The 17,258-nt window shown below is 71.7% G+C and carries 15 protein-coding genes; 9 read left to right on the forward strand and 6 right to left on the reverse strand.

Going from position 1 to position 17,258, the window contains the following annotated elements; translation table 11 throughout:
- The first annotated feature begins 16 nt into the window (after nucleotides 1–16).
- Both E4T13_RS25375 and E4T13_RS25380 read left to right on the forward strand, forming a co-directional pair.
- On the forward strand, nucleotides 17–982 hold the full coding sequence (locus E4T13_RS25375) for a tripartite tricarboxylate transporter substrate binding protein (RefSeq protein WP_137181152.1): 966 nt from the start codon (nucleotides 17–19) through the stop codon (nucleotides 980–982).
- Nucleotides 979–1,863, forward strand: a complete 885-nt coding sequence (locus tag E4T13_RS25380) for an amidohydrolase (protein WP_137181153.1) — start codon at nucleotides 979–981, stop codon at nucleotides 1,861–1,863. Before E4T13_RS25375 ends, E4T13_RS25380 begins: the two co-directional genes overlap by 4 nt.
- Before the next feature lie 3 nt (nucleotides 1,864–1,866).
- Here the strand turns inward: E4T13_RS25380 and E4T13_RS25385 are convergent, their stop codons facing one another.
- The 3 genes from E4T13_RS25385 to iolD are packed head-to-tail and all read right to left on the reverse strand — an operon-like array spanning nucleotide 1,867 to nucleotide 6,278.
- Entirely contained in the window at nucleotides 1,867–3,528 is a 1,662-nt protein-coding gene (locus E4T13_RS25385) for a Na/Pi cotransporter family protein (protein WP_137181154.1), read from the reverse strand.
- Between the two features lie 21 nt (nucleotides 3,529–3,549).
- The gene (gene iolE, locus E4T13_RS25390; RefSeq protein ID WP_137181155.1) at nucleotides 3,550–4,437 is read right to left on the reverse strand and encodes a myo-inosose-2 dehydratase; all 888 of its coding nucleotides are present in this window, start codon (nucleotides 4,435–4,437) and stop codon (nucleotides 3,550–3,552) included.
- 2 nt (nucleotides 4,438–4,439) lie between these two features.
- Entirely contained in the window at nucleotides 4,440–6,278 is a 1,839-nt protein-coding gene (gene iolD, locus E4T13_RS25395) for a 3D-(3,5/4)-trihydroxycyclohexane-1,2-dione acylhydrolase (decyclizing) (RefSeq protein WP_137181156.1), read from the reverse strand.
- A 113-nt stretch (nucleotides 6,279–6,391) separates the two neighbouring features.
- Between iolD and iolG the strand changes: the two genes are divergently transcribed.
- The 7 genes from iolG to E4T13_RS25430 are packed head-to-tail and all read left to right on the forward strand — an operon-like array spanning nucleotide 6,392 to nucleotide 13,666.
- Nucleotides 6,392–7,381 (forward strand): inositol 2-dehydrogenase, encoded by a 990-nt coding sequence (gene iolG, locus E4T13_RS25400; RefSeq protein ID WP_137181157.1) that lies wholly within the window; start codon nucleotides 6,392–6,394, stop codon nucleotides 7,379–7,381.
- Nucleotides 7,378–8,169 (forward strand): SDR family oxidoreductase, encoded by a 792-nt coding sequence (locus tag E4T13_RS25405; RefSeq protein WP_137181158.1) that lies wholly within the window; start codon nucleotides 7,378–7,380, stop codon nucleotides 8,167–8,169. Before iolG ends, E4T13_RS25405 begins: the two co-directional genes overlap by 4 nt.
- Entirely contained in the window at nucleotides 8,166–8,948 is a 783-nt protein-coding gene (locus E4T13_RS25410; protein ID WP_137181159.1) for an inositol monophosphatase, read from the forward strand. Before E4T13_RS25405 ends, E4T13_RS25410 begins: the two co-directional genes overlap by 4 nt.
- 30 nt (nucleotides 8,949–8,978) lie before the next feature.
- Complete coding sequence (locus E4T13_RS25415; RefSeq protein WP_137181160.1) at nucleotides 8,979–10,013, forward strand: ABC transporter substrate-binding protein; 1,035 nt, start codon at nucleotides 8,979–8,981, stop codon at nucleotides 10,011–10,013.
- Between the two features lie 27 nt (nucleotides 10,014–10,040).
- A complete protein-coding gene (locus E4T13_RS25420) occupies nucleotides 10,041–12,239 on the forward strand; it encodes an iron ABC transporter permease (RefSeq protein WP_137181161.1) in 2,199 nt (732 codons plus the stop codon).
- Nucleotides 12,240–13,274 (forward strand): ABC transporter ATP-binding protein, encoded by a 1,035-nt coding sequence (locus E4T13_RS25425; RefSeq protein ID WP_137181162.1) that lies wholly within the window; start codon nucleotides 12,240–12,242, stop codon nucleotides 13,272–13,274. It abuts the gene before it with no gap.
- Between the two features lie 59 nt (nucleotides 13,275–13,333).
- The gene (locus E4T13_RS25430; protein WP_137181163.1) at nucleotides 13,334–13,666 is read left to right on the forward strand and encodes a hypothetical protein; all 333 of its coding nucleotides are present in this window, start codon (nucleotides 13,334–13,336) and stop codon (nucleotides 13,664–13,666) included.
- 10 nt (nucleotides 13,667–13,676) lie between these two features.
- Here E4T13_RS25430 and E4T13_RS25435 read toward each other — a convergent pair whose 3' ends face one another.
- The 3 genes from E4T13_RS25435 to E4T13_RS25445 are packed head-to-tail and all read right to left on the reverse strand — an operon-like array spanning nucleotide 13,677 to nucleotide 17,238.
- A complete protein-coding gene (locus E4T13_RS25435; RefSeq protein WP_137181164.1) occupies nucleotides 13,677–14,630 on the reverse strand; it encodes a hypothetical protein in 954 nt (317 codons plus the stop codon).
- Nucleotides 14,627–16,759, reverse strand: coding sequence for a xanthine dehydrogenase family protein molybdopterin-binding subunit (locus tag E4T13_RS25440; RefSeq protein WP_137181165.1), 2,133 nt, complete (start codon nucleotides 16,757–16,759; stop codon nucleotides 14,627–14,629). Before E4T13_RS25440 ends, E4T13_RS25435 begins: the two co-directional genes overlap by 4 nt.
- The gene (locus tag E4T13_RS25445) at nucleotides 16,756–17,238 is read right to left on the reverse strand and encodes a (2Fe-2S)-binding protein (protein ID WP_240791290.1); all 483 of its coding nucleotides are present in this window, start codon (nucleotides 17,236–17,238) and stop codon (nucleotides 16,756–16,758) included. Before E4T13_RS25445 ends, E4T13_RS25440 begins: the two co-directional genes overlap by 4 nt.
- Nucleotides 17,239–17,258: the final 20 nt, after the last annotated feature.

The raw sequence follows: 17,258 nt of genomic DNA on the forward strand, positions 1-17,258 counted from the left end.
AGGGAGGAAGAACACCATGTCCCGCATCACCCGCCGCGCGACTCTCGCCGCGGCGCTCACGCTGCCCGTTGCCGCGCGTGCGCAGACCTTCAACCGCCCGATCCGCATCATCGTGCCCTTCGGCACCGGCGGCGTCGCGGACCTGACGGCGCGCGCCGTCGCGCAGAACATCCAGCCGATCCTCGGCCAACCCGTGGTGGTGGAGAACCGGCCGGGCGCCGGCGGCATCGTCGCCGCGCAGGCGCTGATGCAGGCGCCGGCGGATGGCCACACGCTGATGGTGGCCAGCAACGGCACCGCGATCAGCGCCAGCCTGTTCCGCAACATGCCGCTCGATCCGCCGAAGGACCTGGCGCCGATCGTGATCATGGGCGCCTTCCCCATCGCGATCGTCGTGAAGCCGGATTCGCCGATCAAGGACGTGGCGGACCTCGTCGCCCGCATGAAGGCGGAGCCGGGCAAGCTGAACATCGGCACCATCACCCGCGGCAGCACCCAGAACCTCTCGGCGGAGCTGTTCAAGATCCGCACCGGGACCCAGGCGGAGACGGTGGTGTTCCCGCAGACGCCGCAGCTCGTCACTGCGCTGCTGCGCGGCGACGTGGACGCCGCCTTCGAGATCACCGGCCCGATCTTCGGCCAGATCCAGTCCGGCGCGATCCGCGTGCTGGGCGTGACCTCGGCCGAGCGGGCGGCGAATTTGCCGAACGTGCCCACGCTGCAGCAGCAGGGCGTGCCGGACTACGATGTCTCCTCCTGGAATGCGCTGGTCGCGCGCGCCGGAACGCCGGCCGAGGCGATCACCGCGATCAACCGCGCGGTGAACGAGGCGCTGGTCAAGCCCGAGCTGCGCAACGCGCTGACCGCGGTGGGCGTGGAGCCGCGCGGGGGAACGCCGGCGCAGATGGGCGCCCTGCTCGCGGCCGACACGGCGCGCTGGGCCGAGGTGATTCAGAAGGCGGGGATCGCGCAGCAGGGATGAGCAACACGCGCCAGATACCGACCTGCAAGGGGCCGGACCCGGATACGAAGACGCCGCGCTACCGGCCGCCGCCAGGCGCCTGCGATACGCATTGCCACATCTTCGGCCCGGGCGACGTGTTTCCCTACGCGCCCGACCGCGCCTACACGCCGCCCGACAACGGCTACGAGAACCTGGTGCGGCTGCACCGCATCCTCGGCATCTCCCGCGCCGTGATCGTGCATGCCTCCTGCCACGGCAGCGACATGACGGTGACGCTGGACGGCATCGCGCGCTCCGGCGGCACGATGCGCGGCGTGGCGGTGGTGGATCCCGGCGTCACCGATGCCGAACTCGCGCGGCTGCATGCGGGCGGCATCCGCGGCGTGCGCTTCAACTTCGTCAAGCATCTCGGCGGCATGCCGGACATGGCGTTCTTCCAGCGCGTGCTGGCGCAGGTGGAGCCGATGGGCTGGCATGTGGTGCTGCACCTGGACGCGCAGGACATCGTGCCGCTCGCGCCGGTGATCTCCGCGATCCGCATCCCCTTCGTCATCGACCATATGGCGCGCGTGAAGGCGAAGGACGGCGTGGATCAGCCGGCCTTCGCGCAGCTGCGCACGCTGATGCAGAACCCGCTGGCCTGGGTGAAGATCTGCGGCGCGGAGCGCATCAGCTCCACCGGCGCGCCGTTCCGCGATGCGCTGCCCTTCATCCGCACGCTGGCCGGCGATGCGCCGGACCGTCTGCTGTGGGGCACGGACTGGCCGCACCCGAACATTTCCGGCGACATGCCGAACGACGGCGACCTGGTGGACCTGCTGGCCGAGGCGATCGCCGACGAGGCGCTGCGCCAGAAGGTGCTGGTGGACAATCCGACGCGGCTGTACTGGGCGGACTGAAACTCAGCCCTTCCCGGTCGGCGCAAGGCGACTCGACAGCAATTCGCCGCGCCGCTCCAGCAGCGGATGCGCCACCGCCGCGATGTGCCCGCCGACGCGCCGCAGGTCGCGGATGGCATCCAGCACGAAGCCCGGCGTCGCGCCGGGCTCGCCCAGCGGCAGCGGGGCTGCGCGGGCGGCGCGGCGGGCCGCCGCGCGTTCGGTCGCGCGCAGCTCCTCCTTTGACTGGACGAGGCGGCGCGCGGCGGCGGCATCCTCCACCATGAACACCGCGACGGCCATGCGAAGCTGCTCGCGCAGCGCCTCGTGCAGCGCGTCGAGGTCGTGCCGGTCGCCTTCCGCCAGCGTCACGCCGCGCCGCATGCGCTTGGTGGCGTGGCGTGCGACGTCGCGGCTCAGCACGTCGGCGGCGTGTTCCAGCGCGATGGCGAAGGCCTGGATCTCGTTCAGGCGCCGCCCATCCTCCTCCGCCAGGCGTTCGATTGGGATCGCCGCCAGATAGGCCAGCACTGCGCGGTGCAGCCGGTCGACCACGTCGTCCATCTCGGCGAGTGTCTTCGCGGAGTCGCGATCCTCCGTGCCGAAGGCGCGGGCAGAGGCGTCCAGCATGCGCTCCAGGACATCGGCGATGCGCAGAACCTCCCGCTGCGCATTCGCCATGGCGACCGCGGGCAGGTCGGTCGCATGCGCATCGAGGTAGCGCGGCGCGGCCTCGTCCAGGGCGGGATTGTCGGGAAGCAGGCGCCGCAGCGCCCAGGCGAGCGGGCGCAGCATCGGAAAGGCGAGAAGGCTCATCGCCAGGTTGAAGGCGAGATGCGCATTCGCCACCAGCCGCACCGGCGAATCGTCCAGCGCTTCCAGCCAGCCCGTCACCTGCGGCAGGAAGGCCAGCACCAGCACGCAGCCCAGCACCCGGTTGACCAGGTTGCCCAGCGGCAGCCGCAGGCGCGCGCGGTCGCCGGCGCGGCCGCCGGATTGCAGCAGCGGGTTGATCGCGCTGCCGAGATTGGCGCCGACCACCATCGCGACCGCGGCCGGCGCCGTCAGCACGCCACCGCCGGCCAGCGTCGCGACGAACAGCACGCCCGCGATGGAGGAATGCGCCGCCCAGGCGATCACGGCCGCTAGCAGCAGGTTCGGCAGCGCCTCGTCGGCCAGTGCCGCCAGCACGCGGCCGAGCGTGGGCGAGGCCTCGACCGGCGCCAGCGTCTGCACCAGCATGTGCAGCGCCAGCAGCATCAGCCCGAGCCCGATGCCCACGCGGCCGAGATCGCGCCATTGTGCGCGGCTGCTCTTCCGGAAGGCGATGACGCCGACCAGGATCAGCAAGGGCGAGAGCCAGCCGATGTCGAAGGACAGCAGCTGCACGATCAGCGCCGTGCCGACATTGGCGCCGAGCATCGCGGCCAGGGCCGGCACCAGCGCCACGGCGCCGGTGGAGGCAAAGCCCGCGATCATCAGCGCGGTCGCCGTGCTGCTCTGCAGCGCCGCGGTCACGCCGAGCCCTGCCAGCATTGCCCGCCAGGGCCGGCCGAGCGCCATGCCGAGCATCGCCTGCAGCCGCCCGCCGAAGGCGCGCTCCACGCCGGACTGCACCATGTGCAGGCCCCAGAGCAGCAGCGCCGCCTCGCCGGCGAGCTGGACAAGCAGGCGCAGCTCGCTCATCGCCTGCGTGCCTCCGTCATGTCATCCGAAGGCAGAACGCGCGAAGCGGGCCAGGTTGTCATGGCCCATGCGCGCATAGGTGAGGGGGTGCGCCTTGGCGGGGTCCTGCTCGGCCTCCACCACCAGCCAGCCGGCATAGCCCGCGGCAGCGAGCGGCTTCAGCACGGCGTCGTAGTCCACGCAGCCATCGCCGGGGACGGTGAAGACGCCTTCCAGCACGGCGGCGAGGAAGGGCAGGTCGCGCGCCTTCACGTCCCGCATCACATCCGCGCGGATGTCCTTGCAGTGCACATGCACCACGCGTGCGGCGTGCTGCTTCGCGGCTCGCACGGGGTCGCCACCGGCAAAGGTCAGGTGGCCGGTGTCGAGCAGCAGACCCACATCCGGCCCGGTGCTGGCCATCAGCCGGTCCACATCCGCCTGGCTTTCGATGACGGTGCCCATGTGGTGGTGATAGGCGAGGTGCAGTCCGCGCGCCTTCAGCCGCCTGCCGAATTCCTCCATGCGCGGTGTCAGCACCTGCCAGTCGTCTTCCGACAGCACCGGGCGCCGCGACAAGGGCGTGGTGCGTTCGCCATGAATGGCGCGCGAGACTTCCGCATGCACCATCACGGTGCAGCCGAGCGCCGTCAGCAGCGCGATGTGCGGCTCCGCCTCCACCATCTCGGCGTCCACATCGCGTTCCAGCAGGCGCGAGCCGTACCAGCCGGAGACCAGCGCCAGCCCGTGCCGCTGCAGGATGGGCCCGAGTTGCGCGGCTTCGCGCGGGAACTTGTTGCCGAGCTCGAAGCCTTCGAAGCCGGCTTGTCTGCCTTCCGCCAGGCAGGTCTCGAGCGGCGTCTCCGCGCCGAGCTCCGGCATGTCGTCATTGGTCCAGGTGAGCGGGTTAATCCCGAGGCGGATTGCCATGCTCACGCTCCTGCGCCCTGGCGCTTGCGGTTGGTCTCGTAGTCCTGGCGCGCTTCCTTCTGCGCCGGCGTCGCAGGGGCGGCGGTGACCGGCACCTCCCACCAGGCGCCGCCTTCCGCGGTGCCGGTCTGCGGGTCCGTGTCGATCACGATCACCTGGGTCCGCTTCGCAGCCAGCGCTGCGGGCAAGGCCGCTTCGAGGCCGGCGATGCCGTCCACCTTCTGCGCTTCCGCGCCCAGCGCGGCGGCATGCGCGGCGAAATCCACGAAGGGCGCGGCATCGGGCAGCAGGTTGTTGAAGGGATCGCCGCCGGTGCCGCGCTGCAGGCGGTTGATGCAGCCGAAGCCGCGATTGTCCAGCACCACGATGGTGAGCTTCGCGCCGACCGCGACGGAGGTCGCGATCTCGCTGTTCATCATGAGGTAGCTGCCATCGCCGACCAGCACCACCACCTCGCGATCCGGCGCCGCGAGCTTCGCGCCGAGCCCGCCGGCGATCTCGTAGCCCATGCAGGAATAGCCGTATTCCAGGTGGTAGCTGGCGGCATCCGTGGCGCGCCACAGCTTGTGCAACTCGCCCGGCAGGCCGCCCGCGGCGCAGAGCACGATGCCACGCTTCGGCATGGCGCGGTTCACCGCGCCCAGCACCTGCGCATCGCTGGGCAGCGCGTTGGCCTTGGGCTTCGGCGCGGCGGTGACGCGATCCACCACGCGCTGCCAGCGCGCAACGGCGACGGTCGCCTTTTCCCGCCAGGGCTGCGGCGCCCCCCAGCGGCCGAGCGCGGCGGAGAGCGCCGCCAGGCCACGCGCCGCATCCGCCACCAGCGGCTGGGCGCCGTGCTTGTACGCATCGAAGGCCACGACGTTCAGCCCGAGCAGTCGCGCCTTGGGAAACAGCGCGCGCGAGCCGGTCGAAAAATCCTGCAGCCGCGTGCCGACGGCCAGTACGAGGTCGGCTTGCGCCGCCAGCGCATTCGCCGCCGCCGTGCCCGTCACGCCGATCGCGCCGAGATTGCCCGGAGCATCCCAGGCCAGGCTGCCCTTGCCCGCCTGCGTCTCCGTCACCGGCACGCCGTGGCGCCGTGCGAAGTTTGCGAGCGTTTCCTCCGCACCGCTGTATTTCACGCCGCCGCCGGCGATGATCAGCGGACGCTTCGCCGCCTTCAGCGCCGCAACCGCACCGCGCAGTTCGTTCGCGTCCGGCTCCGGTGCGCGTGGGCGCCAGAGGCGCTTTCGGAAGAAGTCGGACGGGACGTCGAATGCCTCCGTCTGCACGTCCTGGGGAAAGGCCAGCGTGACCGGCCCGCACTCCGCGGGATCGGTCAGCACGCGGAGCGCGGCCGGCAGCGCCACCAGCAACTGTTCCGGCCGCATGATGCGGTCGAAATAGCGCGACACCGGCCGGAAGCAGTCGTTCGCGGACACGGTCGCGTCGCCGAAATCCTCGACCTGTTGCAGCACCGGGTCAGGGCGACGACTCGCGAAGATATCGCTGGGCAGCAGCAGCACCGGCAGGCGGTTCACATGCGCCAGCGCCGCGGCGGTGACCATGTTGGTCGCGCCCGGCCCGATGGAGGTCGTGCAGGCCATCATCCGCCGCCGCGCATGGGTCTTGGCATAGGCGATGGCGGCATGCGCCATCGCCTGCTCGTTATGCGCGCGGAAGGTGGGCAGGACACGCCGATGCGCGTGCAGCGCGGGCCCCAGCCCGGCCACGTTCCCATGCCCGAAGATCGCCCAGATGCCGCCGAACAGGGGCAGGGTCCGGCCGCCGATCTCGGTCTGCTGTGCCGCCAGGAAACGGACCGTTGCCTCGGCCGCGGTGAGGCGTAGGCTGGCCATGAATCCTCCTCGCCGGGGGAGTTGTCCGGCGCGTCTTCTGTGTTACGGTTTGATGACAGTGGCCGCAAGCGGCCCAACCCGGAAAACGCCCAGAAAGCGCCCCAGTACACACGATGCTGCACTTCGCACAGTTCGGCGCCGGCAGGATCGGCGCCATCCATGCCGCCAACCTCGCAGCCTCCGGCCGCGCGCGGCTGAAGCACGTGGTGGACGTCCATCGGCCCGCGGCAGAGGCGCTGGCCGGCAGGTACGGCGCCGCCGTCAGCACAACCGAGGCCGCCCTTGCGGACCCCGAGGTCGGCGCGGTCATCATCGCCTCCTCCACCGACACGCATGCGGACCTGGTGATCGCCGCGGCGCGGGCCGGCAAGGCGATCTTCTGCGAGAAGCCGATCGATCTCTCCCTGGCGCGCGTGGATGCCTGCCTGGCGGAGGTGAAGAGGGCCGGCGTGCCGATGCTGGTCGGCTTCAACCGCCGCTTCGATCCGTCCTTCGCCGAACTGCACCGGCGCATCGGCGCCGGCGCCATCGGCACGGTGGAGCAGGTGGTCATCACCAGCCGCGACCCCGGCCCGCCGCCCGTCTCCTACATCAAGGTCTCCGGCGGGCTGTTCCGCGACATGACGATCCACGATTTCGACATGGCGCGCTGGATGCTGGGCGAGGAGCCGGTCGAAGTCTTTGCCCACGGCGCCAACCTCGTGGACCCCGCGATCGGCGCGGCCGGCGATATCGACAGTGCGATGGTGCTGCTGAAGACGGCGTCCGGCCGCATGGCCCACATCAACAACAGCCGCCGCGCCAGCTACGGCTACGACCAGCGCGTCGAGGTGTTCGGCAGCGGCGGGCGGCTGATCGCGGGCAACCGCACCGCAACCACGGTGGAACTGGCCGATGGCAACGCCGTCTCCGCCGACAAGCCGCTGCACTTCTTCCTGGAACGCTATGCCGACGCCTATCGGATCGAACTCGACGCCTTCCTCGATGCCTTGACGAACAAGACGCCGATGCCGGTCGGCGCCGAGGATGGCCGGCAGGCGCTGGTGCTGGCCGACGCCGCCTTCGAATCGCTGCGCAGCGGCGCCCCGGTGAAGCTGGGATGAGCATGCTGCCGAAGGTGCGGCTGGATGGCCGCACCATCCTGGTCACCGGCGGCACGCAGGGTATCGGCGAGGGCTGCGCACTGGCCGCGGCCGAGGCCGGCGCGGCGGGCGTCTGCATCACCGGGCGCAACGCGGCACGCGGCGCGGCCGTGGTGGCGAAGCTGCAGGCACTCGGCGCGCGCGCGCATTTCGTCGCGGCTGATCTCGCGGATGCCGCGGCGACGGCTGGCATCGTCGCGCAGGCGGAAGCCGCGCTCGGCCTGGTGGACGGGCTGGTCAACGCGGCGGGGCTGACGGATCGCGGCACCATCCTCGACACGTCCCTCGACCTCTGGGACCGGCTGTTCGCCATCAACGCCCGCGCGCCCTTCCTGCTGACGCAGGCCATGGCGCGGCGCCTGAAGGCAGCCGGCAGGCCCGGCGCCATCGTCAACGTCATCACCATGTCGAGCCATGGCGGCCAGCCCTTCCTCACCGGCTACGCCGCGTCCAAAGGCGCGCTCGCGACGCTGACGAAGAACACCGCGCTCGGGTTGCGGCCGCTGCGCATCCGCGTGAACGGCATAAACCTCGGCTGGGCCGACACGCCCGGCGAGCACGCGATCCAGCAGAAGGACGGCAACCCCGCCGACTGGCTGCAGCGCGCGGAACCGGCGCAGCCCTTCGGCCGGCTGATCCGCCCTGGCGACCTGGCGGGCCTCGCCACCTACCTGCTGTCGGACGCCGCGGCGATGATGACCGGCGCGCTGATCGACTTCGACCAGAACGTGATGGGTGCCTATGAATGACGCCGGCTGAACTCGCGCGCCGCCTGGATGCGATCGCGCCCGTCGCGCAGCAGGCAGCCGACCTTGCCGCGCGCATGCGCGCGAACGGCATGGCCGAGACGACGATGAAGGGCGCGCAGGATTTCCTGACGGAAGCCGATGGCGCCACCGAGCATTTCATCCGCCAGCAGCTCGAACGCCTGTTTCCCGGCGAGCCGGTGCTCGGCGAGGAAGGTGGCGGCACAGTGCCGAAGGACGGCCCGCTCTGGATCCTCGACCCGATCGACGGCACGGCGAATTTCGCGCGCGATGCGCATCGCTGGTGCGTCTCCATCGGCATGGCGCTGGATGGGCGCGCGATGCTGGGCGCCATCGCGCGCCATGCGCCGGCCGAGCTGATCCTGGGTGCCGAAGGCTGCGGCGCCACGCTGAACGGCGCGCCGATCCGCGCCGCCGCGACGTCGGATATCGGGCGCGCCATCGTCGAGGTCGGCTGGTCGCTGCGCCGACCGGCGGCGGCCTTCGTCGCCCTGGTGGGGCGCGTGATGGCCTCCGGCGCCGGCGTGCGCTCCTCCGGCTCCGGCACGCTGGGCCTGGTGGATGCCGCCATCGGCCGGCAGGACGCCTATATCGAGCTGCACATCAATGCCTGGGACGCCTGCGGCGCGCTGGCCATCGCGCGCGAGGCCGGCTGCTGGACGAACGACTTCGATAGTGGAGAATGGCTCCAGGCCGGCAACCCGATCTGCTTCGCGGCGCCGGCGCTCGGGCCGCGTCTTGCAGCGCTGATGCAGGACTGAGATCGTGCGATGATCAGGGAGGAAAGAACGATGAAGGCACCCCGCCGCCTTTTCGGCGCCATGCTCGCCGGCGCGCTCGCCGCGCTGCTGCCCGGCGCCGCCAGCGCCCAGGGCCAGCTCACCGTCTACTGCTCGGTGCAGGAGGAATGGTGCCGCCCGATGATGGCCGCCTTCGAGCGCGCCACCGGTATTCGCGTATCCATGACGCGCCGCAGCTCCGGCGAGACGATGACGCAGATCCGCGCCGAGGCGCAGAACCCGCGCGGCGACGTGTGGTGGGGCGGCACCGGCGATCCGCACATGCAGGCCGCGCAGGAGAACCTGACGGTCGAATATCGATCCCCCATGCTGTCGCAGCTGCATGACTGGGCGGTGCGCCAGGCGGAGCAGACCGGCTTCCGCACCGTCGGCATCTACGCCGGCGCGCTCGGCTATTCCTACAACGTGCCGGAGCTGAACCGCCGCCGCATCGCCGCGCCGCGCTGCTGGGCCGACCTGATCAAGCCGGAGTTCCGCGGCGAGGTGCAGATGGCCGATCCCAATACCTCGGGCACGGCCTACACCATGCTGGCGACGCTGGTGCAGATCATGGGCGAGGACCCGGCCTTCACCTATCTTCGCGCCCTGCATCGCAACATCAACCAGTACACCCGTTCCGGCGCGGCGCCGGCGCGTGCCGCCGCCACGGGCGAGACGCTGGTCGGCATCACCTTCCTGCATGATGCGGTGACGCAGAAGGTGAACGGCGCGCCCGTGGAACTCGTCGCGCCCTGCGAGGGCACCGGCTACGAGATCGGCTCCATGTCCATCATCCGCGGCGCCCGCAACATGGAACAGGCGCGGCGCTTCTACGACTGGGCGCTGACCGCGGAGGCGCAGGCGCTGGCCGAGCAGGCCAAGGCCTACCAGCTGCCGTCCAACCGCAACGCGCCCATCCCGCCGCAGGCGCCGCGCTTCGAGAACATCCGCCTGATCGACTACGACTTCGCGCGTTGGGGCAATGCGGAGACGCGCACCGCCCTGCTGACGCGGTGGGAACGCGAGGTGCGTGCCGGCGCCCGCTGATCCTGCGCCGCTGAGGGGGGCCACGCCTTGGGCGCGCTGAGCCTGGCCCGCCTTGCGCTGCTCTGCGCCGCGCTGGGGCTCTTGCTGCCTTGGCACGGCCTCGAAGGCGGCCTCTCGGAGGCCACGGCCTGGCCGGGCGGGGCCGCAGCGCCGCTGCCGGCCCTGCTGCTCGGCGGGGCGCGCTGGTGGCTGTGGCCGGTGCTTGCACTGCTGGCGCTGGCCGCGCTGCCGGTGCTGCGTGGCCGGGCGCCGGGCGGCACGCTCACGCTTGCCGGGGCCGGCATCCTCGCCTGGGTATTCCTGATGGGCGAGGCGATCGGGCTGCGCGGCCTCGAATGGCCGTGGCTCGCGCCGCTGCTCGGCGCGCCGCCGCCGCAGCCCGCGCTGGGCTGGGGCGCGCTGTTCGTCCTGGTCGCCGCCGCCGGCCTGTTCTCCGCCGGCATCGCGGCGCGGGGCGCCTTCCGCGCGGACGCCTTCATCGCCTTCCTGGTGGCGGGCAGCGCGCTGCTGCTGTTCCTGTTCGTCTTCGCACCGCTGACCACCATCCTCACCGCCGCCATCTATGACGGCGAGCGCTTCGCCCCCGACGTGCTGGCCGCGCGGCTTGCCGCGCCGGAAGCCTGGAGCCTGGCGTGCCTCGCCACCCACGAAGGCTGCGGCGTGGTGTGGAACACGCTGCTGCTGGCAACCCTGACGGCCACGCTCTCCACCGCCATCGGCCTGTTCTTCGCGCTGCTTGCGGTGCGCGGCGGCGTGCGCGCCGCGCCGGTGTTCCGCGCCATGACGATCCTGCCGCTGATCACGCCGCCCTTCGTTGTGGCGATGGCGCTGATCGTGCTGTTCGGCCGCACCGGCATCGTCACCACCTTCCTGTGGGACTGGTTCGATATCCCGCGCAGCCGCTGGATCTACGGCCTGCCCGGCGTGCTGCTGGCGCAGGTGCTGGCGCAGGCGCCGATCGGCTTCCTGCTGCTGGACGGGGCGCTGCGCGCGATCTCGCCGAGCCTCGAGGAAGCCTCCGCCACCATGGGTGCGCGGCGCTTCACCATCTTCCGCACCGTCACCTGGCCGCTGCTGAAGCCCGCGCTGGCCGCCGCCTTCCTGCTCGGCTTCGTCGAGTCGCTGGCGGATTTCGGCAACCCGCTTGTGCTGGGCGGTGATTTCGACGTGCTCTCCACGCGGATCTTCTTCGCCATCGCCGGCGCGCGCCACGATCCCGGCCGCGCCGCGGCGCTGGCGCTGCTGCTGCTGGCGCTGACCTTCGGCGCCTTCGCGCTGCAGGCGCTCTGGCTCGGCAGGCGGCGCTACACGACCGTCACGGGCAAGGGCGATTCCGGCCTCCCCGCGCCGCTGCCCAGGGGGCTGAAGCTCGGCGCCTCCCTCGTTGTGTGGCCGTGGATGGTGTTCACCGCGCTGGTCTACGGCATCATCCTGGTCGGCGGCTTCGTGCACGACATCGGCCGCGGCGACATGAGCTTCACCTGGCGCCACCTGGTCACTGCCTTCGAGGTGGAATGGCAGGGTGGGCCGGCGCTGCGCGGCGCCGCCTGGGACAGCCTGATCACCACCGTGGAGGTCGCCGCCATTGCCGCGCCGATCACGGCGGGGCTCGGCGTGCTGCTGGCCTGGCTGATCGCGCGGCAGGATTTCCGCGGGCGGCGCCTGCTGGAATTCATGACCATGCTGTCCTTCGCCATTCCCGGCACCGTGGTCGGCGTGTCCTATGTGATGGCGTTCAACGTGCCGCCGATCGAACTCACCGGCACGGCGCTGATCCTGATCCTGTGCTTCGTCTTCCGGAACCTGCCGGTCGGCGTGCGCGGCGGCATCGCGGCCCTGGCGCAGATCGACAAGTCACTGGACGAGGCGAGCGCCACCATGGGCGCGGGCGCGCTGGACACGCTGCGCCGCGTCGTGCTGCCGCTGATGCGGCCTGCCATCATCACCGCGCTCGCCTTCAGCTTCGTGCATGCGATGACGGCGGTGTCCGCGGTGATCTTCCTCGTCTCCGCGCGGCACAACCTGGCCACGGTCTACATCGTCGGCCGCGTCGAAGCCGGCGAGATGGCGTTGGCCATCGCCTATTCCACCGTGCTGATCGTCATCATGCTGGCCGTGGTGCTGGGCATCGAGAAGGTGGTGGGCCGCGCCCAGATCGGCCGGCGCGCCGGCACCAGCGCGGCGCGCGCCGCGCCCGCGACAGCGCCCGTCCGGGCGGGAGCCTAGATGTCAGACACCGCCATCGTCTTCGATCGCGTCACCAAGGCCTTCGGCACCGTCCGCGCCGTGGATGCGGTAAGCTTCTCCTTCCCGCAGGGCGCGCTGGTGACGCTGCTGGGCCCATCCGGCTGCGGCAAGACCACCACGCTGCGCCTGGTCGCCGGCCTGGAACTGCCGACCGAGGGCACCATCACCATCGAGGGCCGTGACGTCACCCGCCTTGCCGCCGCGGAACGCCGCATCGCCATGGTGTTCCAATCCTACGCGCTGTTCCCGCACATGAACGTGCTGGAGAACGTAGCCTACGGCCTGGTGGTGAACGGCGCGCGCAAGGCGGCGGCCGAGGCCGATGCGCAGGCGATGCTGAAGACGCTGGGGCTGGAGGGCCTTGGCGAACGTCTGCCCTCGGAGCTCTCGGGCGGGCAGCAGCAGCGCGTGGCCGTCGCGCGCGCGCTGGTGCTGCGGCCGAAGGTGCTTCTGTTCGACGAGCCGCTGTCCAATCTCGACGCCCGCCTGCGCCGCCGCGTGCGGGAGGATATCCGCGACCTGCAGAAGCGCCTCGGCCTCTCCGTGGTCTATGTCACGCACGACCAGCAGGAGGCGCTGGCGGTCTCCGACCTGGTTTGCGTGATGCGCAACGGCCGGATCGCGCAGATGGGCACGCCGACGGAGCTGTACGAGGATCCCGCCGACGCCTTCATCGCCGATTTCATGGGCGAGGCGAATGTGGTGGCGGGCGAGGTGCTGGGTCCCGGCCGGATCGCCATCGGCGGTGTCGCCCTGGAGACGCGGATGCGCGACCATCCCGCCGGGCGGGCGGAGCTGGCCGTGCGCCCGGAATCGATCACCCTGCTGCCGGGCGGCGAGGCCGGCCTGCCCGGCCGTATCCAGCGCGCGGCGTTCCTGGGGCAGACACGGGAATACGAGGTGGAGACCGCGGCCGGCGTGCTCTTCGTCGTCACCCCTGCCGCGGCCACGCCCTTCGCGGAAGGCGAGGGGGTTGCCTGCCGGCTGGAGCGGACGATTCCGTTGCGCAGTTAACGTGCGCGGCCGCGCGGGCGGCGATAGGCTGGCGCCATCCGCCCGACGGAGACCTGTCCATGCGCCACCTTCTCACCCCCTGCGCCGCGCTGCTGCTCGCGGTCGCCGCGCTGATGCCGAACGCGGCGCGCGCCGATTCGATCGACGGCAACTGGTGCACCGACACGGGGCTGCGAATGACGATCCAGGGGCCGAGCCTCGTCTCGCCCGGCGGTGCGCGCATGGCCGGCGACTACACGCGGCACGGCTTCAGCTACACAGCCCCGGCCGGCGAGCCCGGCGGCGGCGGGACCGTGACGCTGACCCTGATGGGCGAGAACATGGTCCGCGCGCAGGCGGCTTCGGGCAGCATCGAGCCGACCTGGCGCCGCTGCGGCCCGCCGGTGAGCTGACGCCTCCGCGCTACGCCTGGTGCGTGGCGGGGTGGAACAGTTCCTCCGGCGTCACCTCGCGCGTCGCGAGCCCATCCGCCACGGCATAGCGGCACATGGCGGCGATCTCGTCGCGGTTGCGCGCGAAGCCGTAGGGCCAGGGATCGCCACCCATGAAGGCGGCCTGCGACGCGGCCTCGGCCGCGATCCAGGGCAGCGAGACGCGCAGCACGTTCACCATCGCCAGCTCCGCCAGCGCCTGCGCCTTGGCCTCGGCGAAGGCGCGGTGCAGCGCCGCGGGCAGCTCCGGATGCGCGTCTGCCACGTCGCGACGGATCGCGATGCAATGCATGATCGGGAAGAAGCCGGTGGCCTTGAAATAGGCCTCCTCCGCCGCGCGCGCATCGAGGAACAGGCGCGTCACCGGCGCTGTCTGCTGCAGGAAGCAGGCGGGCGGGCGCGGGCCGATGAAGGCGTCGAGCCTTCCGTCCGCCAGCATCGCCTCCAGCGTCTCGCCGGCCGCGATGGTCTGCACGTCGAGGCCCGGCGGCAGTTGCAGCGGCGTGCGCTCGCCGCTGGAACGCCAGGCGATGCCGCGCGTGTCCACGCCGTGCTGGTCGCGCAGCATGCCGCGCACCCATAGCGCGGCGGTCTGCTGGTATTCCGGCACGCCGATGCGGCGCCCGGCCAGGTCTTCCGGGCGGTCGATGCCGCGATCGGTGCGCACATAGATCGCGCCATGCCGGAAGGCACGGGAGGGGAAGACCGGCACGCCGATGTAGCGGCTGTCGCCGCGCGCGACGGAGAGGATGTGGCTCGCCATGGAGAGCTCGGTGATCTCGTGCCGTGCTTCCCGCATGGCGATGCGGAACAGGTCTTCCGGCTCGCCGGCGATGCGGGCGATGTCGAAGCCTTCGATCGTCACGCGCCCCTCGTGGATAGGGCGCGTCCGGTCGCTCATCGTGCAGGCGAGGGTGAGGGTCATGTTGCCTTGGCGAGGTTCTCGGGCGTGAAGGGCCAGTGCCGGACGCGGACGCCGAGCGCATCGGCGATGGCGTTGGCAATGGCGCCGATGGTGGGGCCGAGGCTGCATTCCCCGGCGCCGAGCGGCGGCGCCTCCGGCCGCGCGATCAGCTCCACCGCGACCTCCGGCACTTCCGGGAAGCGCAGGATCGGGTAGCGCTCCCACGCATCGGAGGTGATGGCGCGCGTGTCGTGCCGCACCGCTTCCAGCAGGCACATCGAGGTCGCCTGGATGGCGCCGCCTTCCACCTGGTTCGCGATGCCGTCCGGGTTGATCGGCTCGCCCACATCCGCGGCGAGCCAGAGCCGGCGGCAGAAGACGCGCTCGGCGCATTCCACCTCCGCCACCGCCGCGCACCAGGCGCCGGTGCCCTTGTAGCGCGAGACCGCCAGGCCGAAGCCGCGGCCTTCATGCTTCGCGCGCGTCTCCCATCCCGCCATCCGCGCGGCGCGGGCGAGCACGTCGCGCGCGCGCGCATCGTCCAGGTGGCGCAGGCGATGCGCGAGCGGATCTTCGCCGACGCGCGCGGCGATCTCGTCCATCACGCTCTCGATCGCCCAGACATTCACCAGCGCGCCGAGGCCGCGCAGCGCACTCGCGCGGATCGGCATGGCCTGCAGCGTGTGCATCCCGACATGCAGCGCCGGCACGCGATACGGCGGCACGGCGTTGCGCTGCGCCCCGCCGCCGCCGGCCAGCGGCGGATTGATCGAGAGCGGCACCTCGAAGCCGTCCGCGATCATGGACGCCGCGAGCAGCGTCGGCAGCGCGCCGCGCCCGGGCCGCCCGGAATGGCCGTTGGAGGTCACCTGATGCGTCCACGCCAGCAGCGTGCCTTGCGCATCCGCCTCGGCCTCGATCTCCACCAGCATCGCGGGCGAGAAGGGCGACCAGCCCAGCTCCTCGGCGCGGGACCACATCAGGCGGATCGGCGTGCCGGGATGCGCGCGCGCGACCAGCGCGGCATCCAGCGCCACGTCGTCGGCGCCGTTGTGGCCGTAGCAGCCCGCGCCCTCCAAATGGTGCAGGACGATGTTCTCGGGCGGCAGGCGCAGCGTCTTCGCGAGGTCGGTGCGCAAATTGTAGATGCCCTGCGAATGCGTCCAGAGCTCCATCGTCGCGCCGTCCCAGCGCGCGACGGCGCAGGACGGCCCGATCGAGCCATGTGCCAGGAAGGGCCGGAAGAATTTTTCTTCGATTCGATGCGTCGGCTGCGGCGTCTGCGCGCTGCGTTCGGTGACGACGGATGTCTCGCGCGGTGCGCTGCGCAGCCAGTCCTCCAGCGCGGACTCATGGGGCAGCGTGTCGCGCTCGTCCCAGCGCGTACGGCGCGCGACGCGCTCCGCCGCCTGCTCCGCGTGGTGCTCCTCCGCGGCGACGACGGCGACGAAATTGCCGTCGCGCAGCACCGTCGCGCCGCCGGGCAGCGCGCCCTCATCCACCGCCGTCAGCACCGCGCCGCGGGAGGGCGGGCGCACCAGGCGCGCATGCAGCATGCCCGGCAGCCGCAGGTCGTGCACGAAGCGCGGCGCGCCGAAGACCTTGTCGGGCAGGTCGCGGCGCGGCGTGGAGGTTCCGGCGACGCGGCGCTCTGCGGCCGGCTTCGGCTTCGCCTCCGGCGAGGCCTCCACGGCCAGCAACCCCGCATCGGCCATGCTCCAATAAGAGCCGAGCACGCGGCCATCCGGCGCGCAGAATTCCCCGTCGCGAACGACGATGTCGTCGAGCGACACGCCGCTGCGCTGGGCGACAACGGACACAAAAATGCGGCGCGCATCGGCGCAGGCGTGGCGCAGCGCCATGCCGCTCTCCTGGATGGAGAGCGAGCCGGATGTCACCGCCTCGTCCGGGCTGTCCGGCGTCGCGGCGGGCTGCACGCGGATGCGCGCGAGCGCGACGTCCAACTCCTCCGCGCCGATCTGCGCGAGCGCGGTCAGGATGCCCTGGCCGAGCTCCACCTTGCCCGGCGAGATCGTGACGAAGCCCTGCGCGTCGAAGCGCAGCCAGCGGTCCAGCCGTCGGTTGACGTGCAGGCTGCCCGGCAGTCGCGGCCGTCCGTCGTCCACGACACCCTTGAAGGCCAGGTTCATGCCGGCGCCATCGCCTCTGCCGCGCGCCGCACGGCGCGGATGATGCGGTTGTGCGAGCCGCAGCGACAGAGATGCGGCGCGAGCGCCGCCGTGATCTCCGCATCGGATGGCTGCGCGACGCGCCGCAGAAGTGCTGCCGCCGCCATCAGGATGCCGGAGAGGCAATAGCCGCATTGCCCCGCCTGCAGGTCGAGGAAGGCCGCCTGCAGCGGATGCGGCGCCTCGGGCGTGCCGAGCCCCTCCACCGTCTCCACCTGCCGTCCCGCGGCGGCCGAGACGGGCAGCGTGCAGGCGAAGGCCGGCGCGCCATCGAGCAGCACGACGCAGGCGCCGCACTGCTCCGTCCCGCAGCCGAAGCGCGGGCCGGAAAGGCCGAGCGGCCCGCGCAGCGCGGCGAGCAGCGGCGCATCCGGCTCGATCTCCGGCGCGACCGGCGCGCCGTTCAGTCGGAATGGAATGGGCAGTGGTGTTTCCCCCACCCCGGTCCTCCCCCGCGAGG

This window comes from Roseomonas sp. AR75 (assembly GCF_005222815.1).
In the GTDB taxonomy this organism is placed as follows: domain Bacteria; phylum Pseudomonadota; class Alphaproteobacteria; order Acetobacterales; family Acetobacteraceae; genus Falsiroseomonas.